Source organism: Pseudomonas sp. CH235, assembly GCF_004368175.1.
GTDB lineage: Bacteria > Pseudomonadota > Gammaproteobacteria > Pseudomonadales > Pseudomonadaceae > Aquipseudomonas > Aquipseudomonas paraglycinae.
The window spans coordinates 341,938-359,171 of sequence record NZ_RRZJ01000003.1; the positions used below are offsets into that span (position 1 = coordinate 341,938).

16 protein-coding genes are annotated in these 17,234 nt (G+C 59.7%); 8 read left to right on the top strand and 8 right to left on the bottom strand.

What is annotated here, in order from left to right; translation table 11 throughout:
• Window positions 1-13 precede the first annotated feature (13 nt).
• From EIY71_RS05435 to EIY71_RS05460, 6 genes are read right to left on the bottom strand one after another with little or no spacing between them, the layout of a single operon-like run.
• Window positions 14-1,606, bottom strand: coding sequence for a Wzz/FepE/Etk N-terminal domain-containing protein (locus EIY71_RS05435; RefSeq protein WP_134020840.1), 1,593 nt, complete (start codon window positions 1,604-1,606; stop codon window positions 14-16).
• A gap of 17 nt (window positions 1,607-1,623) precedes the next feature.
• Window positions 1,624-2,649: a polysaccharide biosynthesis/export family protein gene (locus tag EIY71_RS05440; RefSeq protein ID WP_085748435.1), complete on the bottom strand. Its 1,026-nt coding sequence runs from the start codon at window positions 2,647-2,649 to the stop codon at window positions 1,624-1,626.
• A gap of 21 nt (window positions 2,650-2,670) precedes the next feature.
• Complete coding sequence (locus EIY71_RS05445; RefSeq protein ID WP_085698620.1) at window positions 2,671-3,318, bottom strand: CpsD/CapB family tyrosine-protein kinase; 648 nt, start codon at window positions 3,316-3,318, stop codon at window positions 2,671-2,673.
• On the bottom strand, window positions 3,318-4,064 hold the full coding sequence (locus EIY71_RS05450; protein WP_085748434.1) for a sugar transferase: 747 nt from the start codon (window positions 4,062-4,064) through the stop codon (window positions 3,318-3,320). Before EIY71_RS05450 ends, EIY71_RS05445 begins: the two co-directional genes overlap by 1 nt.
• An 18-nt stretch (window positions 4,065-4,082) precedes the next feature.
• Window positions 4,083-5,120, bottom strand: coding sequence for an NAD-dependent epimerase/dehydratase family protein (locus EIY71_RS05455; protein ID WP_102718583.1), 1,038 nt, complete (start codon window positions 5,118-5,120; stop codon window positions 4,083-4,085).
• Window positions 5,117-6,469, bottom strand: a complete 1,353-nt coding sequence (locus tag EIY71_RS05460; RefSeq protein WP_085748432.1) for a UDP-glucose/GDP-mannose dehydrogenase family protein — start codon at window positions 6,467-6,469, stop codon at window positions 5,117-5,119. The genes EIY71_RS05455 and EIY71_RS05460 overlap by 4 nt, the downstream gene beginning before the upstream one ends.
• 382 nt (window positions 6,470-6,851) lie before the next feature.
• Between EIY71_RS05460 and EIY71_RS05465 the strand changes: the two genes are divergently transcribed.
• The 7 genes from EIY71_RS05465 to EIY71_RS05495 all read left to right on the top strand — a co-directional run bounded on the left by EIY71_RS05465 (window position 6,852) and on the right by EIY71_RS05495 (window position 13,966).
• Window positions 6,852-8,549, top strand: a complete 1,698-nt coding sequence (locus EIY71_RS05465; RefSeq protein WP_134020843.1) for a sulfatase-like hydrolase/transferase — start codon at window positions 6,852-6,854, stop codon at window positions 8,547-8,549.
• A gap of 50 nt (window positions 8,550-8,599) precedes the next feature.
• The gene (locus tag EIY71_RS05470; RefSeq protein WP_102688548.1) at window positions 8,600-9,253 is read left to right on the top strand and encodes an ABC transporter ATP-binding protein; all 654 of its coding nucleotides are present in this window, start codon (window positions 8,600-8,602) and stop codon (window positions 9,251-9,253) included.
• Entirely contained in the window at window positions 9,250-11,721 is a 2,472-nt protein-coding gene (locus EIY71_RS05475) for an FtsX-like permease family protein (RefSeq protein WP_134020846.1), read from the top strand. Before EIY71_RS05470 ends, EIY71_RS05475 begins: the two co-directional genes overlap by 4 nt.
• Window positions 11,711-12,778, top strand: a complete 1,068-nt coding sequence (locus EIY71_RS05480; protein ID WP_134020849.1) for a lipocalin-like domain-containing protein — start codon at window positions 11,711-11,713, stop codon at window positions 12,776-12,778. The genes EIY71_RS05475 and EIY71_RS05480 overlap by 11 nt, the downstream gene beginning before the upstream one ends.
• Window positions 12,779-12,864: 86 nt before the next feature.
• The gene (locus tag EIY71_RS05485; RefSeq protein ID WP_007956199.1) at window positions 12,865-13,107 is read left to right on the top strand and encodes a hypothetical protein; all 243 of its coding nucleotides are present in this window, start codon (window positions 12,865-12,867) and stop codon (window positions 13,105-13,107) included.
• 11 nt (window positions 13,108-13,118) lie between these two features.
• Complete coding sequence (locus EIY71_RS05490) at window positions 13,119-13,298, top strand: hypothetical protein (protein ID WP_129973914.1); 180 nt, start codon at window positions 13,119-13,121, stop codon at window positions 13,296-13,298.
• An 83-nt stretch (window positions 13,299-13,381) separates the two neighbouring features.
• The gene (locus EIY71_RS05495; RefSeq protein WP_134020855.1) at window positions 13,382-13,966 is read left to right on the top strand and encodes a hypothetical protein; all 585 of its coding nucleotides are present in this window, start codon (window positions 13,382-13,384) and stop codon (window positions 13,964-13,966) included.
• A 326-nt stretch (window positions 13,967-14,292) separates the two neighbouring features.
• Here the strand turns inward: EIY71_RS05495 and EIY71_RS05500 are convergent, their stop codons facing one another.
• Window positions 14,293-15,114 (bottom strand): glycosyltransferase family 2 protein, encoded by an 822-nt coding sequence (locus EIY71_RS05500; protein WP_102718589.1) that lies wholly within the window; start codon window positions 15,112-15,114, stop codon window positions 14,293-14,295.
• Between the two features lie 244 nt (window positions 15,115-15,358).
• On the opposite strand from EIY71_RS05500, the gene EIY71_RS05505 reads away from it, so the two are divergent.
• Window positions 15,359-16,177, top strand: a complete 819-nt coding sequence (locus tag EIY71_RS05505; protein ID WP_134020858.1) for a VanW family protein — start codon at window positions 15,359-15,361, stop codon at window positions 16,175-16,177.
• Between the two features lie 357 nt (window positions 16,178-16,534).
• Here the strand turns inward: EIY71_RS05505 and EIY71_RS05510 are convergent, their stop codons facing one another.
• Window positions 16,535-17,032 (bottom strand): hypothetical protein, encoded by a 498-nt coding sequence (locus tag EIY71_RS05510; RefSeq protein WP_129974319.1) that lies wholly within the window; start codon window positions 17,030-17,032, stop codon window positions 16,535-16,537.
• Between the last annotated feature and the right edge of the window lie 202 nt (window positions 17,033-17,234).

The window sequence follows — 17,234 nt, forward strand, 5'->3', positions numbered from 1 at the left end:
GTAGAGGACGTGTTCAATTGCGCACCCAGTGCACAAAGCTCGGCACGGTCCAGTTCTTGTGGGGGTTGCTCGGCTGCGCGTTCTGGTCGTTGATCACCAGCAGCACCGGCAGGCCCAGCTCGTGGCTGATTTGCGCCGGGTGTTTGAAGCGGTGGTCGAAGAACTCACGCACGTAGACCAGTGCAATCGCCAGCAGCAGACCGGTGAACAACCCGAACGGAATGATCAGCATCGGTTTGGGGAACGCCGCTTCGGTCGGCTCGAACGGCGGGCTCAACACCCGGGCGTTGGACAGGTCATCGCTCAGCGAGCGGGTGGTGCTGCTTTCAGCAAAACGCTGGGCGTAGGTCGAGAACGCGGCGTGCAGGGCATCGATTTCGGTGTCCATCTGCCGCAGCTTGCTCTGGGTTTGCTGCAGCTCGTGGATGCGGTTCTTGAACTCGGCGATGCGCGCGGTTTTCTGATCGATCACCTGCTGAACCACCGCCAGATCATTGGTGCGTTCCTGGATACGGTTGCTCACCACCTTGAGGAACTGCTGGCGGGTGCGGGCAATCTGCTCGCGGGTCAGCAACATCGGTTCACTGCCCGGCTGGAACACCGCCAGATCGTTCATGTAGCGGCTGACCTGGGTGGTCAGTTGCTCGCCCATCTGTTTGATTTCCCGATCCTCGAACGCCACGTTGTCGACCGTGGTGGTGAAGGTGTAGGGGAAGGTGTAGTCGTTGAGTTTGCTGTTACTGGCGGCAGCCAGCGCGGTCTTGAGGTATTCGAGCCAGCGCTGGCTCTGCAGCAGGCGGTCGCGATACAGGTTCAGCGCCTGCTCTTCGGTGTTGATCGCGTTGAGGCGGAAGGTGATTTCCTCCTTCGGATCCGACGCGCCGACACTTTCCAGCAACGCCTGGCGATTGCCTTCCAGTCCATCAAGGCGCACCTGATACAGGTGTTTCTTGGTTTCGTAGAACGATTGCGGCAAATCGATCGATTGCAGCGCCTGACGGCTCACCAGGTAGTTTTGCAGCAGGGCAGAGACGAAGGTCGTGCCTTGATGCGGGTCGGGGAAGCTGTAGATGATCGAGATCACGTTGGAGCCAGGCAGGGTCTCGATTTTCAGGCTGTCTATCGCATCCTGGGTCAGCGCGTCGAGCGCGGTGTCGCGCACCGGATCGGTTTCAAGCCCCAGGGTGTTGCGCACGGGGTTGATCACGTACTGGCGCAGCGGCGAACTGATGTAGCGCTTGAACGGTTCGCCCACCAGTTTGCTGAACATGCCGGGCGAAGGGGTGTATTCGCCCTTGTCGCGCAGCTCGCTGATGGTCTGACGGATCAGCGCCGGCGAACGCAGGATGTTGCTCTCGGTTTCCATGTCCGCCAGCGACGGCGGGATGAAGGTGGCGTTGTCCACGGTCAGCGACGTGGTGGCGTCGCCCTGTGAAAGTTTTTTCGACTGCACGATTACCTGAGCGGTGATATCGAAGCTCTGTTTGAGCAACAGCGGCAGCACCAGCGCGATCACTGCAAAGACCAGGAAGACCCGTTTCACCAATTGCTTGTTGGCGAAGAAGATCCTGAAGAACTCATGCAGGTAGTTTTCCTTTGGATTCATGGTCGGTCACCTGAGAGTCAGTTGTTGTTGCTGTCTTTGTTGTCGACGCGGTAGCCGAAGCTGAAGCCCACGCCCTGGAACAGCACCACGTCGGCCAGTTGCCGGGCGAGTTCGCCGGCGCTGGCCAGTTTGGTTTTCGGCACGTACAGCATGTCGTCCGGTTGCAGGTAGGCGATTTGCGGCGCCTCGCCCGACAACGCTTTCTCGACGTCGTAACGCACGGCCTGCACCTGATTGCCGTTGCGGCGCATGATCACCACCGAATCGAGCCGCGCCTTGACGTTGGTGCCGCGCGCCAGGGTCAGCGCCTCAAGCACCGACACCGGCCGGCGGATCGGGTAGGAACCCGGCTGGCCGACTTCACCCAGCACATAGATTTCGTTGCCGGCGGTGGACTTGAGCAGCACGTCCACGGTCATGCGGCCCGGCAGTTGTGCGTACTTTTTGTTGAGGAAGGCTTCGAGCTGGTTGACGGTCATGCCTTGCAGCGGCACCGCGCCGATTTCCGGGAAGCTCGCGTAGCCGTCGGTGCCGACGGTGATCTCGCGGCTCATGCCGGTGGCCGGGTGGTTGAGCGCGCTTTTCAGGTTCTGCTCGTTGGTCAGCGGGCTGATGATCTGCACCGTCAACTGATTGCGGTTGGGCTGGAACAGCTGTTTGCGTTGATAGGCGCGCTGGATTTCCTGGCGCGCTTCTTCGCTGGTCAGCCCGGCGATTTTCACCGAGGTGTTGGCGCCCGGCAGTTCGATGGTGCCGTCCGGTAGCACCAACTGGTTGCCATTGAGCTGGCTGGCAGCAGTGAAGTTAAGTCCGATCTGGTCCCCCGACTGCACGCGATAAGCGTCCGAGCCGCTGGTGCTGATGTGGAAGATCACGTCCAGCACATCCTGCGGGCGCAGGGTCTGCTCGATCTTCGGCATGTCGGTGGCCTGGGAGTTGGCCGGGGTGGCGGTGAGAATGTTCACCGGCATGTTCTGGGTTTCGGAGGTGCTCGAGCAGCCTGCAAGCGGCAGCATCAGCAGCACAAGAATCCTGGCGTTCATGGCGTCATCCTTTGCGGTTGCTTACAGGTTTTTGTAGAGCCATTTAGGCATGTAGTACTTGCGCCGGTTGAACACGCTGCCGACCACTTTGGCCCCGGCCTGGGTCAAGCGCTGCACTGCCGCCTGGGCGACTTCCCAGCGGGTGTCTTCGGCGCGTACCACGAACACCACGCCGTCGACCTGGGTGCTGATGACCAGCGTGTCGGCGGCCGAATACACCGCGTCGCCGTCGATCACCACAAAGCGGTACTGGCTGCCCAGTTGATCGAGCAGCGGGCTCAGGCGCTCGGCGGTCAGGTGTTCCATGGTGCGGATCGGCCGGCCGTTGGGCAGCACGTGAAACGGCAGGCTCGACACCTGCACCACGCAGTCCTGCAACAGCGGCGGGTTGTCCGGGTTGAACAGCAGGTCGCGCAGGCCGCGCTCCTTGCTCAGGTTCAGTTGCTGGGTGAGGTTGCTCGCCGACTGGCTGGCGTCGACGTACAGCACCTGGCCGCTGCTCATCTGCGCCAGTTGACTGGCCAGCGCCAGGGCGCTGGTGGTGGTGCCGGCGCCGGGGTTGGCGGCGGTCAGAAACAGGATCCGCAGATCCAGGTCCAGCACGGTCGAAGTCAGGTTCGACTCGCTGGGGCTGGCAATGCTCAGGCTTTTGTTGGTTGAACCGTCCATTAGCTTGCTCCGTGGCCGCTGAATACTTTGAAGGGGGTTTTCAACAGAATCTTCAGATCAAGCAGAAGGCTCTGCTCGGCGATATAGCTGAGGTCCAACTCAACGCGCTGGTCGAAGTCGATGTTGCTGCGTCCTGAGATCTGCCACAGGCCGGTCATGCCGGGGTAGATCGCCAGACGGGCGAGGTGACTGTCCTTGTAGCGGTAGGCGTTGAACGAGGTCGGGCGAGGGCCGACCAGGCGCATGTCGCCGGTCACTACGTTGATCAGGTTGGGCAGCTCGTCGAGGCTGGTACGCCGCAGGAAGCCACCGATCCCGGTGATGCGCGGATCCTGGTCGATCTTGAAGTCGATGGCGTCGGCACCGTGCTTGTTCAGGTGACGCAGCGACTCCTTGAGCTCTTCGGCGTTGGCGACCATGGTCCGGAACTTGTACATACCGAACTTGCGCCCGCGATAACCGGTGCGTTTCTGCACGAACATCACCGGGCCCTTGCTGGTGAATTTGATGGCCAGCGCCAGACCGATCAGCAGCGGCGAAATCATCAGCAGAATCGTCAGCGCACCGAGGCAGGCGACCACCCGATTGGTGCGCGACAGTTGCCACGGCCGACCGCCCTCGCGACCGGTCATCCAGCCCTGGCCCTGGCGGTGGATTGCCGCGTCCAGGCGCATTCGCTGTTCCGGATCCATGCGTTTGTCACGCACCAGTTGTTGGATCGGTACACCTTTCTCAAGTCCAGTCATGGAGTCCTCCGCTGATGTTCAGCCGCGAACGGCGCGTGGGCGATAGGCAGTGGGGTAGTAATCGCGGAACCAGGCGATGAACCGCCCCAGTCCCTCATCCAGCTCTATCCGGGGCTGAAACCCGGTGGCCTGGGCCAGGTCGCTGGCCTCGGCGCAGGTATTGAGTACGTCGCCCGGCTGCAGCGGCAGCAGCTCGACCACGGCTTTCTGGCCGAGGTGTTTTTCCAGTAGGGCGAGGTAGGTTTTCAGCGCCACCGGGTGCTGGCCGCCGATGTTGAACAAGCGCCACGGCGCCATGCTGCTGGCCGGGTCGGGTTGTTCGCGGTTCCACTCGGGATTGGCCCGGGGCGCCCGCTCGATCAGGCGCGCGATGCTTTCGATGATGTCGTCGATGTAGGTGAAATCGCGCTGATGCTCGCCGTAGTTGAACAGCTTCAGTGGCGAGCCTTCGCTGATCGCCTTGGCGAACTGGATCGGCGACATGTCCGGCCGGCCCCACGGTCCGTAGACCGTGAAAAAGCGCAGCCCGGTGCAAGGGATGCCGAACAGGTGGCTGTAGCTGTGGGCCATCAATTCATTGGCTTTCTTGGTCGCGGCGTACAGTGACAGCGGGTGATTGACGCCGTCCTGCACCGAGTAGGGCGTGCGCTGGTTGGCGCCGTACACCGAACTGGACGAGGCGTAAATCAGGTGCTCGACCGGGTGCCGGCGGCAGCACTCCAGAATGTTCAGGAAACCGTCGAGGTTGCTGTCCAGATAGGCCCGTGGATTCTCCAGCGAATAGCGCACCCCGGCCTGCGCGGCGAGATGGACCACGACTTGCGGCCGCTCGCTCGCGAACAATGCTTCCAGCGCCGCAGCATCTGCCAGATCAACCGTGGCGAGCTGGACATCGCCAATTTGCCCGCGCACCCAGTCCACCCGATCGCGCTTGAGCTGCGGGTCGTAGTAGCTGTTGAAGTTGTCCAGGCCGATCACCTGATGCCCGTCGCGCACCAGCCGCAGCACGCCATGAGCACCAATGAACCCGGCCGCACCGGTGACGAGGATTTTCATGGCCGCAACCCGTCAGGCGCGATGTGGCGCAGACCGATGCCGCTGTAGTGCAGGCCGGCGGCTGCCACTTGTTCCGGGTTGTAGAGATTGCGTCCGTCGATGATGACTTTCGAGCGCAGCTTGCTGGCCAGCAGCTCGAAATCCACCACGCGGAAATTCTTCCACTCGGTGCAGATCACCAGTGCGTCGGCGTCTTCCAGGGTGTCGTCGCGGGTGGCGCACAGGTGCAGGTCATTGCGGTATCCGTAAATGCGCCGGCATTCGGACATCGCTTCCGGATCGTAGGCCTGCACGCTGGCGCCTTCGGCCCACAGCGCCTCCATCAGGTAACGACTCGGGGCTTCACGCATGTCATCGGTGTTCGGCTTGAACGCCAAACCCCAGATCGCGATCGACTTGCCGGCCAGGCCTTGAGGAAATTGCGCCCTGAGTTTGCTGAACAGAATGTGCCGTTGCGCGTCATTGACGTCGGTGACGCTGCGCAGCAGTTTCAATGGCATGCCGTTGTGTTCGGCGGTGTGCAGCAGGGCGCGCAGGTCCTTGGGAAAGCACGAGCCACCGAAGCCGCAGCCCGGGTAGATGAAGTGATAGCCGATGCGCGGGTCGGAGCCGATGCCCTTGCGCACCGCTTCGATGTCGGCGCCGAGTAGTTCGGTGAGGTTGGCCAGCTCGTTCATGAAGCTGATGCGGGTGGCGAGCATGGCGTTGGCTGCGTACTTGGTCAGCTCGGCGCTGCGGTTGTCCATGAACATCAGTTTTTCGTGGTTGCGGCAGAACGGCGCGTACAGCTCGCTCATCTGCTCGCGGGCCAGGTCATCGTGGGTGCCGACGATGATCCGGTCCGGCCGCATGCAGTCGGCGAGGGCGCTGCCTTCCTTGAGAAATTCGGGGTTGGACACCACCCGCACTGCCAGAGCGCTTTTGCCACGCCGTTGCAGTTCTTCTTCAGCGGTGTGCAGCACCTGATCCGCCGTGCCGACCGGCACCGTGGATTTGATGATCAACGTGCGATCGTCTTCCATGAAGCTGGCGATCTGCCGCGCCACGTTGAGCACATGGCTGAGGTCGGCGGAGCCGTCTTCGTCGGCCGGCGTGCCCACGGCGATGAAGATCAGTGCGGCATGTTCCACCGCATCGCTGGCCTGGGTGCTGAATAATAAACGCCCGGCCTTGATGTTTTCTTCCAAAGTTGCCGAAAGACCCGGTTCGCTAATAGGCGGTACCGCCTGTTGCAGTTGTTTAATCTTGTTCGGGTCAATATCGACGCACAATACGCGATGTCCGACATCGGCAAGTGCGGCTGCTTGTATCAGGCCAACATAGCCCGTACCAAATACGCTCACGTCCATATTGGCGTGCCTCGTAAGACGGTGATGGAAGATCGAAAATGGAACTGTCAAAAGGGGTATAGCGCAGCGTGGGAAAAGCGTGTCAGCAAAATGACATGTTGCAAGGGTATAACACCCCCATTTTTGGGGGCGAAAGGCCATCAAGTGCTTGCTGTAGATGGATTTGTCCCGTTCTTGACGTGTTCGAAGAAATCGATAAACGGTCGTAGGCCACGAATTTCAAGGGTTTTAACGACTTGGGTGTGTCAGATTTGAGTCAACGTTTTTTTGACGCTTTTTGATTATGTCCGACATTTCTTGCGCTTTAATGGCCCGGTGCTAGTGTCAGATTTTGACCGACAAACCCTTGACAACCTCTCGTCGGACGCGCCCCGGAATCGCCATGTTTCGATATTTGAAAGAACTGCTTTTAATTATTTATCTGTTGCTTTATTTCGAATATTACCTTGACCGATTAAATGCGATGGGTATTGGTCTGGCAGTACTTCTTTTTGGCGCGATGTTTTTGACGCTGACTTTCGCATTATTACTAACAGCCTATATACGTCAGACTTTCATTCGGCATTTGTTCGCATTAACCCTGTTTATTTCGGCGGTGTTTTTCGATGTTTATACGAGGGTGACCGCCGATTACCTGACCTACAGCAGTTTCGTCTCGCTGGTGTATTCCGGCGGCTTCATTCAGGAAGCGGCGTATCAGTACCGGGGGGCGATCATCCACGGACTGCTCAACGGCTTGCTGCTGTTGTTCGGAATCGGTCTCAAGCCTCGGCACGCGATCCCGGTACCCAATGCCTTGCGGATCGCTGCGCCGCTCTGCGGTGTGTTGCTGCTCAGCGCCGTGTTGTTCGTGCGCGCCGGCGAGGGTGCACGCGGGTTGCCGATCATGTACACGCCGCTGGCCTATCTGAATTTGTTCGGCTACGAAGCGCTGCACAACACCGTCGGCCCGCGTGAACCGGTGACCCTGGCGCGCAATGGCCCGGCGGTTGGTCACGACATCGTGCTGATCATCGACGAGAGCATTTCCGGCAATTACCTGGACATCAACTCGCCATTCGGTGTGCACAGCAACCTCAAGCAGGTCCGTCCGGGCGTGCAGATCTTCAATTACGGTTACGCGGCGTCCATCGCCAATTGCAGCGCCGACACCAACATCACCCTGCGCTACGGCGGCACCCGCGCCGACTACATGCGGATCAACAGCACGCTGCCGTCAATCTGGCAATACGCCAAAAAGGCCGGCATGCGCACGGTCTACATCGACGCTCAGCGCACCGGCGGCAACCTGCAGAACCTGATGAACGATGCCGAGAAAAAGGACATCGACGAATTCGTGCAATTCGACCAGACCAGCGTGCGCGACCGCGACATGGCCGCCGCCGCCAAGCTGATCGAACTGCTCAACGACGATAAACCGGAGCTGGTGCTGATCAACAAGGTCGGCGCGCATTTCCCGGTGCACGACAAATACCCGGACGCCTTCATGGCCTACCGCCCGACCTTGCCGCGCGGACAGTTCACGGAAGTCGCCGACACCGGTGAACGCACCGGCTTCAACGGCCAGCCGGATGACTGGGTGCTGTATCGCAACGCCTACAAAAACACGGTGCTGTGGAATGTCGGCGAGTTTTTTTCGCGGGTGTTTGCCCAGGCCAATCTGAACAACGCGCTGCTGATCTACACCTCCGACCACGGGCAGGACTTGCACGAACGCGGCAATCCCGGGCTCAACACCCACTGCGGCGGCGACCCGGTGGAGGAAGAAGGGCTGGTGCCGCTGGTAGTGATTCAGGGCGATCAGTTGCAGACACTCGACTGGTCGGCGCAACTGGCGGCGAACAAGGATCGCTCCAGTCACTACAACATCTTCCCGACCCTGTTGCAGTTGATGGGCTACGACCTGCCGGGAATCGAAGCGGTGTACGGCAAACCGCTGAGCGTGGCGACGGCGGATGAATTCACCTTCAACTACCGCTTCAACGCGCGGCTGGGCGCCAAGCCCGAGTGGAAACACATCGACCTGAACAGCATCGTCACGCCGGGTGAAGCGCCGACGAGTGTGGCGGTGGGGCAGTAACGCGTCGGTATCCGCTATCCTTGGCCGACACGGATCGATCGGATGGCGGCATGCTCCAGGTTCAAAACGTCTTCAAAAGCTACCTCACCCCGCAAGGCCCGTTGCCGGTGCTGCAAGGCATCGACCTGACGCTCAAGCCCGGCAGCAGTCTGGCGCTGATGGGCGAGTCAGGCAGCGGCAAGAGCACGCTGCTGCACCTGATCGCCGGGCTCGACAAGGTCGACAGCGGCATCATCCGCAGCGGCGAACATCGGCTGGATCGCATGAACGAGGCGCAACTAGCCAACTGGCGGCGCACGGAAATCGGCCTGGTGTTCCAGCAGTACAACCTGATCGGCAGCCTGCGGATCGAGGACAACCTGGCGTTTCAGGCGCGGCTGGCCGGGCGGCATGATCCGCGCTGGCAGCATCATCTGGTGCAGCGCCTGGGGCTGGGCGAGTTACTCAAGCGCTATCCCGAACAACTCTCCGGCGGCCAGCAACAGCGGGTCGCGCTCGGCCGGGCGCTGGCCGCGCAACCGAAGCTGCTGCTGGCCGACGAGCCCACCGGCAGCCTCGACGAAGCCACCAGCGACGAAGTACTGCGGCTGTTGCTGGAATTGCTCGACGACACCCCGACCACTTTGCTGATGGTCACCCACAGTCAGCGCGTGGCGGCGCGGCTGGCGGAGCGCGTGGTGCTGTCCAGCGGTCGGTTGACGTGAAGGTTTTCCGCCACGCGTTGATGGCGCTGCTCAGTCACTGGCGGCGCCATCCGGTGCAGTTTTTCAGCGTGCTGACCGGTTTGTGGCTGGCCACCAGTCTGTTGACCGGGGTCGAAGCGCTCAACAGTCAGGCGCGGGACAGTTACGCCCGGGCCAGCCAGTTGATTGGCGGCGAACCCCAGGCCAGCCTCAGTACGCCGAACGGCGCGACGTTCCCGCAACAATGGTTCGTTGATCTGCGGCGTCTGGGCTGGCCGGTGTCGCCGGTGCTGCAAGGGCGCCTGATTCTTAAAGGCCACGAAAATCAGCGTCTGCAATTGATGGGCATCGAACCGGTGTCGTTACCGGGCGACAGCGCGGTGGCCGGGCAGGCGATGCCAATCGAGCGCATCGTCGAGTTCTTCAGTCCGCCGGGCAGCACCTGGATTTCTCCCGAAACCTTGCGGGCGCTCAACCTCGCCGAGGGCGCGACCCCGGCCACCGAAACCGGCCAGACGCTGCCGCCGCTGCGGGCGCAAACCGACATGGCCCCCGGCGTTCTGCTGGTGGACATTGGCGTCGCTCAGCGCGTACTCGAACAACCCGAGCAACTGTCACGCCTGCTGCTGCCAAAGGATTTTCACGCTGACATCCCGGCCGCGTTCAAAGGCCAGTTGCAGCTCAAGAGCAGTGGCGAGGAAAACAACCTTGCGCGACTGACCGAAAGCTTCCACCTCAACCTCGATGCGCTCGGGTTTCTCTCGTTCATCGTTGGATTGTTCATTGTTCACGCGGCCATCGGTCTGGCGCTGGAACAGCGCCGGGGATTGCTGCGCACCTTGAGAGCCTGCGGGGTCAGCGCGCGGATGCTGATCGCTTGCCTGATCGTAGAACTCGGCGCGTTGGCGTTGATCGGCGGGTTGTTCGGCGTGGTCAGCGGTTACTGGCTGGCGAGCGTGCTGTTGCCGGACGTCGCTGCCAGCTTGCGCGGTCTGTACGGCGCGGAAGTGGCGGGGCAGTTGCGCCTGAGTCCGTGGTGGTGGTTCAGCGGCATCGGCTTGAGTCTGCTCGGCGCGTTGCTGGCCGGAGCCAACAGTTTGCTGCGGGCGGCGCGTCTGCCGTTATTGGCGGTGGCGGATCCGCAGGCCTGGCATCAGCAACATGCGCGCTGGTTGCGGCGTCAGGGTTGGGTAGCCGGTGTTTGTGCAGTGATTGCGCTGGCGGCGCTGGTGTGGGGCAACAGCCTGGCCAGCGGTTTTGTGTTGATGGCGGGGCTGTTGCTCGGCGCCGCGCTGGCGCTGCCGGTGTTGCTCAGTGCGCTGCTCAACGGGTTGCTCAGGCGTAGCCGCTCGGTGCTCGGGCAGTGGTTTCTCGCCGACTGCCGCCAACAATTGCCGGCGTTGAGCCTGGCGTTGATGGCGCTGCTGTTGGCGATGGCGGCGAACATCGGTGCCGGCAGCATGACCGCTGGTTTCCGCCAGACCTTCAACGACTGGCTCGAACAACGGCTCACCGCCGAGCTTTACCTGAACCCGAGCAACCCGGCGCAGGCGCGAGAGCTGTACACGTGGCTCAAACAGCAAGCGAATGTCACCGCGATCATGCCCAACTGGCAGGTTTCGGTGTCGCTGCAAGGTTGGCCGGCGGACGTGTTCGGGATCATCGATCATCCGCACTATCGCCAGCACTGGCCGTTGCTCGAATCTCGAGGAGACGACCCGTGGGCGGCGCTGGCCAAGGACGATGCGGTGATGCTCAGCGAACAACTGGCGCGGCGCTTGAAAGTGACGCCGGGCGATCACCTGTCGATTCCCACGCCGGGCGGGTCGTGGTCGCCGCGCATCGTCGGCATCTACGCCGACTACGGCAATCCCAAGGGCCATGTGCTGGTCAACAGCAATCACCTGTTGCGCGGCTGGCCACAGCTGACGCCAAACCGCTTCAACCTGCGCATCGACCCGCCGAACATCCCGGCGTTGCTCACGGCCTTGCAGGCACGCTTCCAGCTTGATGACAGCCGGATCGTCGATCAGGCGCGGCTCAAGGGCTGGTCGGTGCAAGTCTTCGAACGCACCTTCGCCGCGACCGCCGCGCTGAATAGCCTGACGCTTGCCGTCGCCGGCGTGGCGCTGTTCATCAGCCTGCTGACCCAGAGTCAGAGCCGTCTCGGCCAGCTCGCACCGTTGTGGGCCCTGGGCGTGACGCGACGGCAATTGATGCTGCTCAACCTCGGGCAAACGTGGCTGTTGGCGCTGCTGACGCTGGTGCTGGCGTTGCCTTTGGGCATCGGCCTGGCGTGGTGCCTGGACGCGGTGATCAACGTGCAGGCTTTTGGCTGGCGTCTGCCGCTGCGGGTGTTTCCATGGCAGTTGCTGCAACTGATGGGGCTGGCGCTGCTGGCGACGTTGCTGGCCTCGGCGTGGCCGCTGTATTCGCTGTACCGCACGCAACCGGCGGACTTGTTGAGGACGTTTGCCCATGAGGACTAGGTTTGCGCTGGCGTTTCTGGCGTTATTGCTCGGTGGATGCGACAACCCCGCGCCGGAGCAGAAGGGCTTTGCCGGGATGGGGGCTCAGGCGCAGGCGTTTACGCCGGTGGTGCCAGGGCGGGTTTTCAGCTTCCCGGCGGATCACGGCGCCCATGACGGTTTTCGTATCGAATGGTGGTACGTGACGGCCAATCTCAAGGATGCGCAGGGCAACGATTTCGGCGTGCAGTGGACGTTGTTTCGCAGCGCTCTGAACGCCTCGCCGCCGCAGCCGGGCTGGGCCAGCCAGACGATCTGGCTCGGGCATGCGGCGGTCACCTCGGCCAGCGTCCACCATGCCGCCGAGCGTTACGCCCGTGGCGGCGTGGGGCAGGCCGGCGTGCGTGCAGCGCCGTTCGAGGCGTGGATCGATGACTGGCGTTTCGTCAGTCAGGCGAGCGATCCGCTGGCCGACCTGCAACTCAGCGCCCGGGACAAGAACTTCAGCTACCAGCTGCGCCTGACCTCCAGCCGCCCGCTGGTGCTGCAAGGCGACAAGGGTTTCAGTCAGAAATCCGAACAGGGCCAGGCGTCGTATTACTACAGCCAGCCGTTTTTCCAGGCCAGCGGCACCCTGCAGATCGACGGTCAGACCTACACCGTCAACGGCCCGGCCTGGCTCGACCGCGAATGGAGCAGCCAGCCGCTGACCGCCAACCAGACGGGCTGGGACTGGTTCTCCCTGCATCTGGACGGCGGCGAACACGTCATGCTGTACCGCATGCGCCAGAAGGAAGGGGCGCCGTACCTGACCGGCACGTGGATTGCCGCCGATGGGCAGACCGAAACCCTGCACGCCGAACAGATCAAGCTGACCCCGAAGGACGCTGCGAAGGTCGCCGGCCGTTCGATGCCGGTGCGCTGGTCGATCGACATTCCGCAAAAAAATCTGCAGATCACCCTTGATGCAATCAACCCCGACGCCTGGATGAACCTGCGCATTCCGTATTGGGAAGGGCCGGTGCGCCTGAGCGGCAATCGGGGCGGGCAGGGCTATCTGGAGATGACCGGGTACTGATTCCGCGCGCCGTGCCGCGAAGGAATCGATTGGAACTCTGTCCGGGATGCCCCCTCTACCGAGGAACATGGCCGAGGATCCGATCCATGAGCGAGGAACTGAAATCTCCAGACCTGACGACCTGGCAGCAGATGTTTGACGATCAGACGTACTGGCAACAATCCCCGGATGCCCATTACTTCGATCTGCAGCGCATTGCTGACGATTTGCTTGGTCAAGGTGCCATCGATCTTGAGCAGTGGCAGATCCTCAGAGCCAAGGCCGATGACCTGCACAAGGACTCACCCGCCGTAAACGTTGCACGGGAACTCGATGACCCGGAAGCCTGAGGAGGTACGACATGAAGACTGTTCCTGATAGCGAGCACCCCGACGAACCTCGTCCGCCGGGTGAAACCGAGCGCGACAACGACGCGCTGCGCCCCACCGATCCCAAACAGCGGCAGAGCTCCGGTAAAGGCACCCCCAGTGGCGAGTCAACCGCGCAGGACACCGCGCAACGATCGCGGAGCAAACCCTGAAGGGCGTCTATGCTCAGTGGCACATCCGTCGCTGACCGCGTTGGCGATGGGTGCTGCCATCCATCACAGGGAATGTATCGCTTATGAAGCTCCAAGCACTGACGCACGCCATTGCACTTGCCACTGTCTTTTCTACTGCCAGCTTTTCGGCGGTGGCCGCCGATATACCGCTTTCGGCCGCTGTCGAGGCCGACCGGGTCACCACCAAAGTGCTGGCGGTTGACCCGGCCAATCATCAAGTGGTCCTGGAAGGCGCGGAAGGTCGCCAGGTGCACATTCAGCTCAGCGACAAGGCGAAAAACCTCGGTAATTTGAAAGTGGGCGATCTGGTCCAGATCGAGGTGACACGTTCGGTCGCCGCTTATCTGGACACCGACGTGGATAAAGGTCTGCCAGGCTCTACCGAGCGCACCGGTGAGCTGCGCAACGCCGTGGGCACCAGCAACCCCGGTGGCGAGGCTTTCCGTCAGGTTCAGGTGCAACTGAAAATAACCAAAATTGATTTGGCGACAAACCAGGTCACCCTGGAAAACCCTTCAGGCCAGTCGAAAACCCTCAACGTCGAAAAGCCTGAGATTCAGGCCAAACTGAAAGATTTGAAAGTCGGGCAAAGCGTCGTGGTCACTTACACCGATGTATTAAAAGTGACCAGTCAGCATGAAAGTTGAGTATTGACTCTACAGAATGGCTGTTCTTGTACAAGTAATTGTATGAGAACAGTCATATGAAGTATTCGAGGTGATGATGTCAGAAAGTTTGTCGGGAAAAATCGGTAAGCAATGTCCTTTAACTTTTCAGTACATAAATTTCATCTTCAATTAGCACGACATATCCGCCAGCTTCCATTAAAATCCCTCCCGTTCGCCCAGTGTCAGGGCTCTTTACCGGTGCATGGATTGCCAGGCCATTACACTGGGCGAACACCTCCTCGGAGTGGAAGCCAAAGAATTCAGATGCAGAAAGGGCGACTTTGAAGTCGCCCTTTTTTATTGTCTTACGATCTGGCGGGTCGCATGCGCTGTTGTAACTGAAGGCGCTTGAGCGTTTCCTGATACATGGTGGTGCGGCGGTGCTGTTTGCCGTATCCACCGATCGCGGCCACGGTGCCGGCCTGAATGTGATCCAGGTAGCGGAAGATCGTCCGCGGCGAGAGGCATTTGATGCCGTAGCCAAGGTTGCTTAAACGATCCTGCAGCGTGTATCCCGGGACCCGGTCGTCCATCGAAAAATGCAGCCCGTGAGCCTTGATCAGCCGTGCATTCCACAAGGTGCAGAAGCTTTTCAGGTGAGTTTCCCGGTAGGGTTTTGGATCTCGGGAGGGCAACCCCAAGTGCTGTTTTGCTCGGCGGAAATAGTGTTTGAAATAACGCGAAGACAAACGCCAGCTGTCTCTAAGGACGCCGCGATCCAATTGTTCGACGCAACCGACCGCCGCTGTATCCAAAGATTGCATGCACTCATTCATCATCATCGAAAAGACAGTACTGTCAAAAACGAAAGTGTCGGTGTGCAGCAAAAACAGGTAATCGGTTTCAACTTTCGCAAGTGCCAGATCAAGTGCCTTGCCATGAGCAATATGCCCCGCTTCCTTGCCGGGAGAAGGGCGCTCGATCAAGTTGATCCAGTCCAGAGACCGCAAGTAAATCAGGCTTTCATCGGCGGAATCGTTGTCCACCACCCACACCGGAATTTGATGCTCCTTGACGTACTGCTGGAGAAACTCCAGGCACATCCGGGTTATTTCCGGCGTCTTGTAATTGACCAATACAAGACTGAACGCGGGCAGTTGTTTAGAGGTGGAATCGATCGCACTCATGGTCCGGGCTCACTTCAAGTTGAAGGGTTCTGCTGACGGCAATCAGCACACAGAACCGCTGCTTTGTGGCCCGGATGGTAGGGACGCAACCTTAGTTGAAGCTTAATTTCCGAGCCCCCAGGCCGGGCGACTTGTTACGGCTTGCGACACCGGCGAGGCGCTTGGCGATCAAGCGCGGTTCCACGGTAAGATGCGCCGCCCTTTCAAGCTCAAGGAAGACAACGGCCCGCGCCGTTCGCCACGGATGAAACCACTTTCCCTCTACCACCCGGCCCTTTACTGGCTGCGTGTGTGGCAAAAAAGACTGTTCCGCCACATCGCCTGGCACTGCTCGAGCAAACGCTACGCGCGGCCTGTCGCGACGTCCGAGCGCTTGCCTTACCGCTACCTCAAACACACCTCAAAACTGATCCGCAAACTCGGCGACTCCGACCTTACGCTGCAACACAACAAAGTCATCAACCTCAAACTCGCCGTCGCCGCCATCGACGGCGTCACCATCGCCCCCGGCGAATATTTCTCCTTCTGCCGCCTCGTCGGCCGCCCGACCCGCCAACGCGGCTACGTCGAAGGCATGGAACTCTCATTCGGCGAAGCCCGCACCGGCATCGGCGGCGGCATCTGCCAACTCAGCAACCTCATCCACTGGATGGCCATTCACTCACCCCTGGTCGTCATCGAACGCGCCAACCACAGCTTCGACCCCTTCCCGGACGACGGCCGCGTCCTGCCATTCGGCTCCGGCGCGGCGATCTTCTACAACTACATCGACCTGGTACTGCACAACCCGACGGATCGCAGCTTTCAGCTGAAGCTGAAGGTCGGGGAGACGCAGCTGGAGGGGGAATTGTTGTGTGATCGAGAGCGGGCTTATCGGTATCACGTGTTCGAGGTGGGGCATCGGTTTGTACGGGAGGGGGAGCGGGTGTATCGGGAGAATGAAATTTGGCGGGAGGTGAGGGAAAAGGGGCAGGTGGGGGCGTTGGTGGAGAGGGAGCGGTTGTATGGGAATCGGGTGGTGGTTAAGTATGAGGTTTTGGAGGGGATGATTGAGGGGGGATAGCGGTGATGTTGTTTTGGTCAGTTGGTTTATTCCATATATCGGAAGCGTTTATCGATACTAGCTTTCCAGACTTTTCGATATGTTCTCTAGCGCTATTTTGAACTCTTCCCAGTTTTTTGCTTTTTCACAATTAGTCGGATTTTGCCAGTCTTGATTGCGGATTAGAGAGATAACAAAGGAGCCGCGAGTGCTGAATTCTGGATACCATCCGATATCGAGTACTTGCCCGCATGGGAGGATCGATTGGACAAAAGGGGGCAGATGTATTTTAAATTTTAATCAGCAAAAAATAGATCTGTCCCCTTTGGATTAGAAGAATAAATAAGTTTTCTCTGGTTATAGGCCTCGTTGGTGAACTCAGTTGCGAAAGTAGAGCTCGTCGATCTGCCGTCGTCGAATCGATAAATACTCTTCCCAGATTTTCGGAAAGTCTTCGTCGCGGGTAAGGGGGAAGGTCAGGTAAATGTGTTTACCACTAACGCTAATATACTGCCTCGTCCGTTTGAATGCGGGTTGCTCGTGAACTGATACACTCTCATCATAACCATCGTGGCGCTGCTGGATGCTGATCCGGTGCGGAGCAATCATTCCTCGTGAAAAGTCGATGACCCAACTGCTGTCCACAGCAGTGGTGAGGTAACCGTACACGCCATTGTCGGATAAGCGAATACACGATCTAGCGTGTACGCCCTCATCATCGTTTACCAGTACGATTTGGTCGTTGAAATAATCGATGCGGCTTTGATTAGGACCTGTTAGCAGAAGACCCCAACCCTCTGCTCCCATATGGAATTCACCTGTATTGTTAAATTCTGCAATCCAGTCATTCGGTAGGATGATTTTGTGTCTGCTCATATTGAGTATTTAGTTGCTTTAGTGGGTTCAAAAAAAGTGGAATTTGTTTCTTCAAATGAAAATGAATCTGTCTTTTTAGTTATTTGGTTCTATGAAGGATGGATTTGTTAACTTTGGTTGTGTTAGAGGTTGGTGATGTTGTCTGGGCCTCCACTGTTGATAAGTATATTGATCCGACGATTGAAGAGTTCAAGCTCTTCAG